Annotated in this window: 12 protein-coding genes and 1 pseudogene; 8 read left to right on the forward strand and 5 right to left on the reverse strand. The window is 40.9% G+C overall.

The features are described from left to right. Positions 1-108 (forward strand): annotated as a pseudogene (locus AC07E5_RS00980) (IS701 family transposase); the annotation flags it as partial. A 114-nt stretch (positions 109-222) separates the two neighbouring features. Continuing rightward, on the forward strand, positions 223-672 hold the full coding sequence (locus AC07E5_RS00985) for a bacteriohemerythrin (protein ID WP_498624471.1): 450 nt from the start codon (positions 223-225) through the stop codon (positions 670-672). Positions 673-765: 93 nt separating this feature from the next. Here AC07E5_RS00985 and holA read toward each other — a convergent pair whose 3' ends face one another. The 4 genes from holA to AC07E5_RS01005 all read right to left on the reverse strand — a co-directional run bounded on the left by holA (position 766) and on the right by AC07E5_RS01005 (position 5605). Continuing rightward, positions 766-1764 carry a DNA polymerase III subunit delta gene (holA, locus tag AC07E5_RS00990; protein ID WP_498624472.1) on the reverse strand — a complete coding sequence of 333 codons (999 nt, stop codon included), beginning with the start codon at positions 1762-1764 and terminating at the stop codon, positions 766-768. Between the two features lie 23 nt (positions 1765-1787). Beyond that, the gene (locus tag AC07E5_RS00995) at positions 1788-2318 is read right to left on the reverse strand and encodes an LPS-assembly lipoprotein LptE (protein WP_498624473.1); all 531 of its coding nucleotides are present in this window, start codon (positions 2316-2318) and stop codon (positions 1788-1790) included. A 196-nt stretch (positions 2319-2514) separates the two neighbouring features. Then, positions 2515-5136, reverse strand: a complete 2622-nt coding sequence (leuS, locus tag AC07E5_RS01000; protein WP_180009004.1) for a leucine--tRNA ligase — start codon at positions 5134-5136, stop codon at positions 2515-2517. Positions 5137-5266: 130 nt separating this feature from the next. Then, positions 5267-5605 carry a DUF4124 domain-containing protein gene (locus AC07E5_RS01005; protein ID WP_498624486.1) on the reverse strand — a complete coding sequence of 113 codons (339 nt, stop codon included), beginning with the start codon at positions 5603-5605 and terminating at the stop codon, positions 5267-5269. A 130-nt stretch (positions 5606-5735) separates the two neighbouring features. Between AC07E5_RS01005 and AC07E5_RS01010 the strand changes: the two genes are divergently transcribed. The 4 genes from AC07E5_RS01010 (at position 5736) to ilvC (ending at position 9736) form a co-directional block, all read left to right on the forward strand. Next, positions 5736-5870, forward strand: coding sequence for a hypothetical protein (locus AC07E5_RS01010; RefSeq protein ID WP_498624474.1), 135 nt, complete (start codon positions 5736-5738; stop codon positions 5868-5870). A gap of 507 nt (positions 5871-6377) precedes the next feature. After that, positions 6378-8105: an acetolactate synthase 3 large subunit gene (locus AC07E5_RS01015; RefSeq protein ID WP_446892671.1), complete on the forward strand. Its 1728-nt coding sequence runs from the start codon at positions 6378-6380 to the stop codon at positions 8103-8105. Then, positions 8102-8593: an acetolactate synthase small subunit gene (gene ilvN, locus AC07E5_RS01020; protein WP_004974986.1), complete on the forward strand. Its 492-nt coding sequence runs from the start codon at positions 8102-8104 to the stop codon at positions 8591-8593. Before AC07E5_RS01015 ends, ilvN begins: the two co-directional genes overlap by 4 nt. Before the next feature lie 126 nt (positions 8594-8719). After that, a complete protein-coding gene (ilvC, locus tag AC07E5_RS01025) occupies positions 8720-9736 on the forward strand; it encodes a ketol-acid reductoisomerase (protein ID WP_004974988.1) in 1017 nt (338 codons plus the stop codon). 536 nt (positions 9737-10272) lie between these two features. Here ilvC and AC07E5_RS01030 read toward each other — a convergent pair. Then, the gene (locus tag AC07E5_RS01030; protein ID WP_498624475.1) at positions 10273-11442 is read right to left on the reverse strand and encodes a nucleotide sugar dehydrogenase; all 1170 of its coding nucleotides are present in this window, start codon (positions 11440-11442) and stop codon (positions 10273-10275) included. Between the two features lie 178 nt (positions 11443-11620). Between AC07E5_RS01030 and AC07E5_RS01035 the strand changes: the two genes are divergently transcribed. Then, positions 11621-12511 carry a mitochondrial fission ELM1 family protein gene (locus AC07E5_RS01035; RefSeq protein ID WP_498624476.1) on the forward strand — a complete coding sequence of 297 codons (891 nt, stop codon included), beginning with the start codon at positions 11621-11623 and terminating at the stop codon, positions 12509-12511. A 13-nt stretch (positions 12512-12524) separates the two neighbouring features. Beyond that, positions 12525-13334 (forward strand): polysaccharide deacetylase family protein, encoded by an 810-nt coding sequence (locus AC07E5_RS01040; RefSeq protein WP_279186306.1) that lies wholly within the window; start codon positions 12525-12527, stop codon positions 13332-13334. Positions 13335-13337: the final 3 nt, after the last annotated feature.

A 13337-nucleotide genomic window follows, 5' to 3' on the forward strand; every position in this document is an offset into this window, starting at 1 on the left:
AATATATATCGTTGGCAGAAGAAATTATTTAGACCAATGATCAAAAACTTCATTGATGACTTTATTCTCGATAAAAATCATCTGCTACCACAGAGAATCTATAAGTAATAGTGCGTAAGTCCTAATAACTATGGATTTAATCATTAGGATAATATAGGATAATACGGCATCGAGACGATGCAATAAAACACGACTTTAAGCAAAAAATCTGAGAGGTAAATCATGGAGTGGTGTGAGAAATTTAATATCGGAATTGATGTGATTGACAATCAACATCGACAAATTCTGGACTATATTAATACGTTGGAACAAATTCGGGCGATAGGTGCGCGGGAGCAAATCAAAGAAGTTTTTGATGACTTGATTGACTATACCGAATCGCATTTTAGCTTTGAAGAAAACTTGTTGTCACAGGTCAATTATCAATTCTTACCATCGCATCGTGGTATTCACGCACTCTTTGTGAAGCGTTTGAATGATTGCCGTCAGCGTTTTGTCAATGGCGAATCGGTAGAAGATGACTTGCATCGTTTGTTGTCTAAATGGTTGATTAACCATATTCAGCATGATGATCAGGACTATGCCGATGCTGTGCGTGACAATATGCTGCATTATTTGCGTTCGCAAGAACAAAAGAAAGGTAAAAGTTGGTTTGCGCGTTTCTTTAGCTAGGTTTGAATTTTCATCAACCGTCTAAATTAAGAAGGCTCTAGACTAGCAGAATAGATATGTTAGTCTAGAGCCTTAAGAATTTAACTTAAGCTATTAGGCAGGTGATGTCGCAAACAGGGTTTTACCGCACAATTCAGTAATCGCTTGAAGCACCAGATGTTCAGGGTTTTCTTTGGACATCCCTTTTATGGCGGCATCAATACGCAATAACAGGGCGGGCCATTGCAAGAAACTATTTGGATTTAAACGTCGCAAAGCTTGCTGATAAACACTGACTTTGTTTTTCCAGATACCCAGTTGCAAAGCATTTTGTGGTTGTTCAAATAATTGCATCAGCAGGCGCATTTCTTTGCTGATGCTCCATAAAATCAAACTCATGGCTTCGCCCGAAGCGATTAAGTATTGGAAAATTTTCATGGACTGCGCCAGATTGCCGGCCAGTAAAGCATCATTTAAATCATAAGTGCTATAACGGGATTGATCTTGTAAACAGGCATGTAAATGTTCAATCTGAATCTGCTGAATTTCAGGAAAGGTGTCACTGACCCGCATTAAGCTATTTTTGGCAGCCAAAAGGTTGTGTTCATGATGTTGTTCCAACCATTGCCACGCATCATGTCCTAATTGGATACCTAATTTTTCTGCTTCTATGGCCAAAATCTGCTGTCGATCTTTGGGGTAATTGGCGGTCAGCGCAACATTGACTCCGTTGGCATCAATCAACTGGAAAAAACTGGATTTTAAGCTGTTGCTGTCCTGTTTAGGCATGACCATCAACAGCAAATTCTGTTCATTATGCTGAATATAGCTTTTCAGTTGTTTTAGGGTGGTGGCATCAGGCTTGATGTTGCCGTGCACTTCTACGGCCAGTTGGCTAGAAAACAACGACAAGCTATTTAAAGCATTAAATACATTTTTCCAGTCGCTAACGCTATTTAAATCATAGCGTTGGCGTTCGATCTCTTGTTTTTGCCAACTTGCACGAAAAGCATCCAGCAAGTTTTGCTCGAGTAAAGGTTCTTGACCATGCAAAATCCATGCGCCACGTGCTTCATCAACACGTTTGAGGGCTTGTAGATAGTCAAGTTTCATAGATTAATCTGAACTCAAGTCGCTTATTTACTAGGTGTGTAAACTGGTGGATTGACCAAAGGTAAGCGGTTAGATGAAATTTGACGCACAATTTGCTGCGCAACATCATCAATAATCACTTCTCTTAAAAATTTTTGTTCCTGATCATCAGTGTTTACAGTTGCCACATCATACTGGTAACTACGGCTTGCCATGACGGTACGGGGTTCAGTCACAGAGTTGCCTTGAGCATCTTCAATGCGGAACGTCACACTTAAACGTAATAAAGTTTCGACCAATTTACCATTCAATTCTAGGCGACGTGGAGTGTATTCCAATACACGCAACACGTAAGCATTTGGGTCATTACTGAGTTGGACGCCTGCTGTGCCCATGTGAACAGAGAGCTTTTCTTCTAACTCTTCGGCATTGCTAGGGAGTGCCAGACTCATTTTTGAATAGGCCACAGGTGCAATGCTTGGATTGGTGCCTTTTAAATGAAAACCACAGCCGACTAAGCCAGCACTGAGTCCACAAGTTAAAACAATGACTGCTAAACGTTGGCTAAAGTGCATGTGTTGTCCTCTGTAATATTCTTGAAAGTTTAAAAGCGGAAGTTGAGAATATCTTGATTGTAGGTGCAAAGCCCGTTGACTGACAACGGGCTTTGTTTGGAAATTGTTTTAATTCCTTTTTTGTAGGAGGGTTTAGGGGGATTGTTTTATAAAATCCCTCCAAACCTCCCTTTAAAAAAGGGAGGTTTAAAAGCACTTAAACCACCAAATTCACTAGCTTATTCGGTACCACAATTTCTTTCTTGGTTGGCCCAGTCAAGAATGGTTGTACTTCTGGTAACGCTTTGGCAAGTGCAAGAATGTCTTCTTTAGATGCATCTACTGCTACATCAAGCTTGCCACGTAATTTACCATTTACCTGCACCACAATCGTTTGAGTATTGCGGGTTAATGCAGACTCATCGACCACAGGGAATAGGGTGGAGGTTAATTCAATTCCGAACTCTGCCAACAAGGTTTGGCTCAAGTGTGGTGCAAATGGCGCAAGCAAGGTCAATAACGTCACAATTGCTTCGCGTTCAACCGCAAGGTCTTGTTCATTCTGTGCTTCAAACTTGTTGCAAGCATTCAAGAGTTCCATCAATGCTGCAATTGCAGTGTTGAACGCATGACGACGTTCAATATCATCGCCCACTTTTTGAATGGTTTCATGGGTTTTGCGACGTAAGTCTTGTGCTGCTGTAGCAAGTTTGCTGCTGTCAATTGCAGTTGCATTGCTGCCTTTTTCAAGGAAACCTGCCGCCAAACGCCAAACACGTTTTAAGAAGCGGTTAGCACCTTCAACGCCTGCATCTGACCATTCTAAAGACTGATCTGGTGGTGCAGCGAACATCATAAATACACGTGCAGTATCTGCGCCGTATTGGTCAATAATGGCTTGTGGGTCGATACCGTTATTTTTCGATTTCGACATTTTTTCCTGACCACCAACAATCACAGCTTGACCATCGCCTATGTATTTAGCCGAAAGAACGCGACCTTTTTCGTCTTTTTCAAGCTCAATATCGGCAGGGTTAAACCAAGTTTTCTTGCCGCTTTCTGCTTCGCGGTAGAAGGTGTCAGCCAAGACCATGCCTTGAGTCAGCAAGTTGGTAAATGGCTCATTGCCTTGTACCACGCCTTCATCACGCATAAGTTTGTGGAAGAAACGCGCGTACAATAAGTGCAAGATGGCGTGTTCTACACCACCAATATATTGATTAACTGGCAACCAAGTTTGTGCAGCTTCAGGCTTGACCATACCACCTGTAAAATCTGGAGATGCATAACGTGCATAATACCAAGATGATTCTACAAAAGTATCTAAGGTATCGGTTTCACGACGTGCTTCGCCACCACAGCATGGGCAAGTGGTTTGATAGAATTCAGGCATTTTATTTAACGGGTTGCCTGAGCCATCTGGCACAACATCGGTAGGTAAAATGACAGGAAGCTGATCTTCTGGAACTGGAACTTGTCCACATTTTTCACAGTTGATCATTGGAATTGGGCAACCCCAGTAACGTTGGCGTGAAACACCCCAGTCACGTAAACGGAATTGTACTTTTACGTTGGCTAAACCTTGTGGCTCTAATTTCGCTAAAAGTGCATCAAAAGCCGCTTGGAAATCTAAACCATCAAATTCGCCTGAATTGACCAGTTTACCTTCTTTAGAACCGTACCATTCTTGCCATTGGGTTGTGTCAAAGTCCGCATCGTCTGCACCTTTGGCATCAATCACCTGAATAATTGGCAATTGGAATTTATTGGCAAACTCAAAATCACGCTCATCGTGCGAAGGTACAGCCATCACCGCACCAGAACCGTAAGACATCAACACATAGTTGGCAATCCACACTGGCAATTCTTTACCCGTTACTGGATGCTTCACAAACAAGCCAGTCGCCATACCTTTTTTTTCGGCAGTGGCAAGGTCAGCTTCTGCCACAGAACCCATGCGGCATTCTTCAATAAAGGCTTTTAATTGTGCATTATTTTCTGCTGCTTTTAACGCCATTGGATGTTCTGCAGCAACAGCCACATAAGTTGCACCCATTAACGTGTCAGCACGCGTTGTAAATACAGTCAGACCATCTGCATAAATTTCAGGATTTGCCGATGGGAATGTGATTTCCATCCCTTGCGAACGCCCAATCCAGTTGCGCTGCATGGTCAAGACTTGCTGTGGCCAACCATCTTTTAAAGTTTCTAAATCGTCTAATAATTCTTGGGCATAATCGGTAATGCGGAAGTAGTACATTGGAATATCGCGTTTTTCTACCAATGCACCTGAACGCCAACCACGACCATTTTCGACCTGTTCATTGGCCAAAACTGTTTGATCGACAGGATCCCAGTTGACTGTCGAGAGTTTGCGATAAATTAACCCTTTTTTATACAGTTGCACGAATAACCATTGTTCCCAGTGGTAATACTCTGGGGTGCAAGTGGCAAATTCACGATCCCAATCTACTGCCAAACCTAGTTTTTTCAATTGGTCGCGCATGTAGGCGATATTTTCAAAAGTCCATTTAGCTGGGGCAACCTGATGCGCAATCGCTGCGTTTTCAGCAGGTAAACCAAAAGCATCCCAACCCATAGGTTGTAAGACTGTTTCACCTTTTAAACGGTGAAAACGGCTAATTACATCACCAATGGTGTAGTTACGCACGTGACCCATGTGCAGTTTGCCGCTTGGGTAAGGGAACATCGAGAGGATATAACGATGTGGACCTTCGACTGTGTCGGCAACTTTAAAGGCTTTACGAGATTCCCAGTCGCTTTGGACTTGGGGTTCAATCGCACTGGCTTGATATTCAGGGTCAATGTGAGTAGTCATAAGGTTAAATCAGGAATAAACGGTTAAAAAAAGTGTGTCACACAGCATAGCGCAAAATGCAGCTAAATTGAATTTTGCGCGTTGGATTGTGCAGGAAAATTTAAGCGAGTCGTACTTTATGGCTTAAAACTTAAAAAACTTGTGGGTTGGCACGTTCTTGTTGTGCCTGATTTAAAGCTGCATTGGCTTCACGTTGTTGCTGATCCATGGCTGGATTTCCTGCAGGATGATTTGCGGTTGGTGTCGCTTGTTGGTTTGTTGCATTTGCAGCAGTAGGCTCAGGGTTCGCAGTAGAATTTGCAGGAATGGCAATAGTAGGTGCTGAATTTTTCCAGCCGTAGGTATCGACCTTTCCTTGTTTTTTTGCAGTTTTAGGTGGAGGTGTGGTGGTGTAATGCGTCGAACCTTTTGCATCGACCCATTTATAGTATTGTTTTGCAGATACCGCACTGGTGCCTAAAATTAACATCAAGCTTGCAGAAAGATAACTCAAGCGACGAACGTGGTTTTTCATTGTAAATGTCCTGAGTAAAGGTGCAAAAGCAGACCTGAATAAACTAAAGATGAAATTGTCTAAATTTTAGCAAGGATGTGTCAGGATGACAGCACTTTTAGGGGCTTTTTTACACGATAACCTGCGCTATTTGATGAAGAGCGAAAAGGCTTTAAAAATAGACGATGCTCATGGTGCTGTGTTTATTAAAAATGACGTCAAATTTAAAGCCAATTCATAAATAAACAATGTCTATTTTTTTTGACTTATTCTTTATTTTTATGGTTTTGATATGAAAAATTTATAGAAAATAAGGCAAGTATATGAAATTATGAGTTTTATATGGGAATGTTGGATTTGAGTGAAAATTGTGAAGTACAGCACAAAGCTTAAAAAATGCACTGTTTATGAATAAAGCAGAAAAACCCGATTTTTAAACTTGACTTTAGTCGATGAAACTACAAAAATGCACACTTTAGTTTTATGTGCCTTAGATCGATCACCCTTCGAATAAGTGTCATGTCATGCAATGGGCAACTTCTCTAGCCGAGAAGCTGAACAAAGCTTATAAAATGTGTTTACCCCAACACGTTTTAGATCTCATATTGCTTATACGGTAATCAGATCGGAAATTTTTCCTATTGCCATGAAAACTATGAAATATGTGTGCTATAACAGTGCAGGAATTAATGAACAAAACACTGCAGGTGTCTCCCATTTTGCAGTGATAAGACTAGGGTGAATCACGTTGGAACTTTTATCTGGTGGTGAAATGCTCGTTCGCGCATTGGCGGACGAAGGCGTTGAGCATGTTTTTGGATACCCAGGCGGCGCAGTACTTCATATTTACGATGCGTTCTTTCAACAAGACAAAATTAATCATTACCTTGTGCGCCATGAGCAAGCTGCTGGTCATATGGCAGATGCCTACTCGCGCGTAACAGGTAAAACTGGTGTGGTACTGGTGACTTCAGGTCCTGGTGCAACCAACACAGTAACTCCAATTGCAACGGCTTATATGGACTCAATCCCAATGGTGATTTTGTCAGGTCAGGTTGCGTCACATTTAATTGGTGAAGATGCCTTCCAAGAAACCGATATGGTGGGTATTTCACGTCCGATTGTAAAACATAGTTTCCAAGTGCGTCATGCAAGCGAAATTCCTTCGATTATTAAGAAGGCATTCTATATTGCATCTTCGGGTCGTCCAGGTCCTGTGGTGGTTGATATTCCTAAGGATGCAACCAACCCAGCGGAAAAATTTGCTTACGAATACCCAGAAAAAGTGAAGATGCGTTCGTATCAACCGCCGCATCGTGGTCACTCGGGTCAAATTCGTAAAGCAATTGATGAATTATTGAATGCCAAACGTCCTGTGATTTATTCAGGCGGTGGCGTGGTACAAGGCAATGCATCTGAGCAATTGACTGAACTTGCACACATCTTGGGCTTTCCTGTAACCAATACATTGATGGGCTTGGGTGCGTTCCCAGGCAATGATCCACAATTTATTGGTATGTTGGGCATGCATGGTACGTATGAAGCCAACATGACCATGCACAACGCCGATGTGATTTTGTGTATTGGTGCGCGTTTTGATGACCGCGTAACCAATAACCCTGCAAAATTCTGTCCAAATGCCAAAGTCATTCATATTGACATCGACCCAGCGACCATCTCAAAAACCATCATGGCGCACATTCCAATTGTAGGTGCAGTTGAACCTGTACTTCAGGAAATGTTGGTTCAATTGAAGCAATTAAATGTGTCTAAGCCAAACCCTGAAGCGATTGCTGCATGGTGGAATCAGATTAATGAATGGCGTAAAGTTCATGGTTTGAAATACGACAAACCGACCGATGGCACCATGAAGCCGCAACAAGTGGTTGAAGCTTTAGATAAAGTGACCAATGGTGATGCAATTATTACATCTGACGTCGGTCAGCACCAAATGTTTGGCGCGAACTACTATAAGTACAAGCGTCCACGTCAATGGTTGAACTCAGGCGGTTTGGGAACGATGGGCGTAGGTTTGCCGTATGCAATGGCGGCTAAACTGGCATATCCAGATCAACAGGTTGTATGTATTACAGGTGAAGCATCTATTCAGATGTGTATCCAAGAGCTTTCTACCTGTAAGCAATATGGTTTAAACGTAAAAATCTTATGCTTGAATAACCAAGCTTTAGGTATGGTTAAACAATGGCAAGATATGAACTATGAAGGTCGTCACTCTAGTTCTTATGTTGACTCATTGCCTGACTTTCCTAAATTGATGGAAGCTTATGGTCACGTGGGTATTCAAATTAACCATGCCGATGAGCTTGAGTCTAAGCTTGCAGAAGCGATGGCGATTAATGATAAATGCGTATTCATTAATGTCATGGTTGACCGTACAGAGCACGTTTATCCGATGCAAATTGCAGGTCAATCCATGAAAGATATGTGGTTAGGTAAAGGGGAGCGTACAGAATGAGACACATTATTTCCGTTCTCGTTGAAAACGAATCAGGTGCGCTTTCTCGTTTGGTGGGTTTATTCTCTCAACGTGGTTATAACATTGAGACTTTAAATGTTGCACCAACTGAAGACCCAACACTTTCACGTTTAACGCTTACGACTTATGGTGATGATCATAAAATTGAGCAAATCACCAAACAACTGAATAAATTGGTTGAAGTGGTTAAAGTCGTCGACTTGTCAGAAGGTCCACATATTGAACGCGAATTGATGCTGATTAAAGTCAAAGCATCGGGTGCTGCACGTGCTGAAATTAAACGCACTGCTGACATCTTCCGTGGACAAATTGTTGATGTTACACCAACCACATATACGGTGCAGCTTGCGGGTACAACTGAAAAATTAGATGGCTTTATTGATGCGATTGCAGAAAACACTATTTTAGAAGTTGTGCGTTCAGGTGTGTCAGGTATCGCACGTGGCGAAAAAGTTTTAACCATTTAACTGAATTTATAGTTAATTTTACTCATCGAATTCATTCCATCTCAAAGGATGGAGCGCTTACTCAAGTACTGAATAGACAAGTACTTGAGTAAGATAGGAATCCAAAGCATTTTAGCGGAGACAGCAATGCAAATTTTTTACGATAAAGACTGCGACTTATCTATCATTCAATCTAAGAAAGTAGCGATCATTGGTTACGGTTCACAAGGTCACGCGCACGCGCTTAACCTTAAAGATTCTGGCGTAGACGTCACTGTAGGTTTACGTGCTGGTTCTGCTTCTTGGAAAAAAGCTGAAAATTCGGGTCTTAAAGTTTCTGAAGTTCCTGCTGCTGTTGCTCAAGCTGACTTAGTTATGATTTTGACTCCAGATGAGTTCCAATCACAACTTTATCGTGACGTGATTGAACCAAACATCAAGCAAGGCGCAACTTTAGCATTTGCTCACGGTTTCTCTGTACTTTATAACCAAGTTGTTCCACGTGCAGACTTAGACGTCATTATGGTTGCACCTAAAGCACCTGGTCACACTGTACGTTCTGAATTCCAACGTGGTTCAGGTGTTCCTGATCTTATCGCGATTCATCAAGATGCTTCTGGTAATGCACGTAACGTTGCACTTTCTTACGCTTCGGGCGTGGGTGGTGGTCGTACAGGTATCATCGAAACTTCTTTCCGTGAAGAAACTGAAACTGACTTATTTGGTGAGCAAGCAGTTCTGTGTGGTGGTGCTGTTGAATTGGTTAAAATGGGCTTCGAAACTCTTGTTGAAGCAGGTTATGCACCAGAAATGGCTTACTTCGAATGCTTACACGAGCTTAAATTGATCGTTGACTTGATGTTCGAAGGCGGTATCGCTGACATGAACTATTCAGTATCTAACAACGCTGAATATGGCGAGTATGTAACAGGTACTGAAGTGATTAATGAACAATCGCGTGAAGCAATGCGTAATGCACTTAAACGTATTCAATCTGGTGAATATGCGAAGATGTTCATCCAGGAAGGTGCATTAAACTACCCATCTATGACTGCTCGTCGTCGTCAAAATGCGGCGCATGGTATCGAGGTAACGGGTAATAAATTACGTGCAATGATGCCTTGGATCCAAGCAAACAAAATCGTAGACAAAGAAAAGAACTAAGTTACGCGCCTTAAGAAAAGTAAAGCAGTGCTTTACTTTTCTTTCGTACCTTGGATTCAAGCGAACAAGATCGTAGATAAAGAAATGAACTAAGGTTGCGTTACATGCCTTAAAAAATGGGAAAGCAGTGCTTTCCCATTTTTTTCGTACCTTGGATCCAAGCAAACAAGATTGTAGACAAAGAGAAAAACTAATTTCTCGAATAAGTTGATTTGAATGCGAAAACCCACTCAATTTGAGTGGGTTTTTTTATATTTATAGTGACGTGCCTCAAATAAATGAAAACGGTACTTTCACTCGTTGCGCTTCATTCAAAGCAGCGCTTTGAATTCCTTGCGCTTCGCTCAGAACAGTGTTCTGAACTTGCTCATACCTTGGATTCAAGCGAGCAAGATTATTGTTAAAGAGAAAAACGAAGCTTTAGTTTAATTTTTTAAAAAGCCCTTATTTTATATAAGTTTTTTTATGGGTGAAGTAAATGTTGCTACGAGCTTTATACTTCGGACAAGACCGTATTTTGCTTCTTGTACATTATTCTAATCATCCATCCCAAATACATCACGTGTATAAACCTTGTTTTGCACATCATGCAGCAGTGAACATTTACGGTTACAAACAATTAAATCGGCACGTTGTTTAAATTTGGTTAAATCGTGAATCACTTTGGAATTCAAAAACTTTTTTTGATCTAATTCAGGTTCATAAATAATCACTTTTATGCCATAGGCTTTGAGATATTGCATCACGCCTTGTATAGCAGAGGCGCGGAAATTATCTGATCCACTTTTCATGGTCAGGCGATAAATCCCAACCACTTTGGGCTGTTGTTTACGAATGGATTCGGCAATAAATTCTTGGCGGGTTTGATTGGCATCTACCACCGCTTTAATTAAGTTGCTCGGAACTTGAGCATAGTTTGCCAGTAGTTGTTTGGTGTCTTTGGGTAAGCAATATCCACCATAACCGAAGGATGGATTATTGTAAAATTGACCAATACGTGAGTCTAAACAGACACCATCAATAATTTGCCGTGTGTCTAGGTTGTAGATTTGAGCATAGGTATCTAACTCATTGAAATAAGCCACACGCATCGCTAGAAAAGTATTGGCGAATAGCTTAATCGCTTCGGCTTCGGTAGCGTCGGTAAACAGCACCGTACAGTCTTTTTTGATTGCACCTTCTACCAACATATTCGCAAAAAGTTTGGCACGTTCTGATTTTTCACCCACAATAATCCGCGAAGGGTAAAGGTTGTCATGTAATGCTTTCCCTTCGCGTAAAAATTCAGGTGAAAATATAATATTTTCAGTGTGATATTTTTTCTTAATCTGTTGGGTGAAGCCTACAGGTACAGTGGATTTAATCACCATAGTGGCTAGAGGATTAATAGCCAATACATCTTGAATGACTGCTTCAACACTTTTTGTATTGAAGTAATTGGTTTCTGGATCGTAGTCGGTAGGTGTGGCAATAATCACAAAATCGGCGTGTTGATAAGCATCGACTTTGCAATGTGTGGCTTGAAAATTTAATTCAGGTTTTGCTAAAAAATCAGAAATCTCTGGGTCACGAATGGGCGAGATGCGTTGATTGAGTAATTTAATTTTTTCTGCTTGAAGATCATAAGCCACGACTTGATGATGTTGGGCAAAAATCATGGCATTCGATAAACCGACGTAACCTGTACCTGCAATTGCGATTTTCATATTCAAGCAAATTTCTTATTATTTATATGTGTTCAATGTGGTGGAAAATTATTCAAGCTCGATGACGGTTTAGTGAAGGTTATATGTCGAATCATTGGGGGATAGATCGCTTTGCTTACTTTAACTGCTTTGATCGAGTAAAATAAGGCGATTCGTGCTTTAGATCTGGTGGGTGAATATGCATATTGTATATGTGAGTGATGGTAAGGCTGGTCATCGCTCTCAGGCATTGGGTCTTTTTAAGGCAATGCAGAAGCAAACACATGTTGAGTTCACTTTTGAAGAAATTTCGATTGATCAGTTAGCACTGTTGAGTTTGTTGACTGCATATAAAAAACAAAAACTTGCAGCAGTATCGCAGCCACCAGATTATATTTTTGGGGTAGGCAGTCATACCCAATTACGTGTTTTTTTGATGGGCAAGGTTTTTCCGCAAGCGAAAACCGTGATTTTAATGAAGCCAAATTATCCATTGTCTTGGTTTGATTATGTGGTTATTCCTGAACATGATGGTGTTGCTGAACAAGGTAATGTGATTGTTACACAAGGTGCGCTGAATCCAATTGAAAATGAGCAGCGACACATAGCAAACCGTATTTTGATTGCGTTAGGTGGTTCATCTAAACGGCATATTTGGAATGCAGATAAGGTGATGTCTGCGATTCAGCAGATTGTGCAGCAGAATATGCAGTGTGACATTATTTTGACGAGTTCTAGGCGTACACCTGCTGATTTTTTACCTACAGTGGCTCAGCAAAGTTTTGCTTCACAACTGCAAATTTTTCCAGTTGAAGAAACGCCGCAGGGCTGGATTTTTGAAGAGATGCAAAAAGCGGAAGCTGTGTGGGTGACTGAAGATAGCGTATCTATGATATACGAGGCACTCACCGCAGGCTGTAAAGTGGGGCTTATTCAGATAGATCGAGCGAAAGAGGATCGGATTACGCGTTCGATACAGCATTTGATTGATCAGAAACTTGTATCGAATGCTAGACAAATTGCTGAATTATATTCTACGACTGCTTTTAAAGAAGCAGAGCGTGTGGCAACATATCTTTTAATCAAGTAGCTGTGATTTAATCGTGATTTATATTCTGATTGTTTTATTTATCTTGTTGTTCGCATTCAGTTATAAGTACGCATGGTGGAAGCCAGCAGTAGATTGGAATAGACCACGAATTTTAATGTATCACATGGTACGTGAGCATATAGATGGTGCAAAGTTTAATAAACTACGAGTTAAGCCTACTGAGTTTGAAAAGCAAATAGCATGGTTAAAAGCAGAAGGTTTTAACTTTGTAACTATGCAGGAATTACAAGATCATTGGGGGGAGCACCCTGCAAAAACTGTTGCAATTACTTTTGATGATGGTTATTTAGATAACTTGGAAAATGCTTTTCCAGTTTTAGAAAAATACCAAGCCAAAGCGACGATTTATGTAGTGGTAGACCGACATGATCGAGATTGGTCAACCTACAAAAAAGCGCATCATAATAGTGGTGAACTTGCCCGTGAACCTAAATTAAATGATGAACAAGTCAAATTTTTATCAAATTCTGGTTTGATTGAAATTGGTTCACATACAATGACCCATGCGAATCTTACAAAGTTGGATGATACTGAATGCTTAGATGAGTTAACACAATCCAAGCAATCACTTGAAAGTTTGATTCATCGCTCTGTAAATAGCTTTGCATATCCATTTGGTATTTATGCAGCGCGTGATGTAAGTTTGGCGCAGCAGGCAGGATATACCAATGCAGTAACAACACAAGAAGGCATAGATGGGAAAATGCCTGATTTTATGCAATTGCAACGTATTAAAGTGAGTGGTAAAGACTCATTATTTGCTTTTAAATTGCGAATGAAATTGGGGAAACGGGAAGGTTAGTCG

It is taken from the genome of Acinetobacter seohaensis, assembly GCF_056431365.1.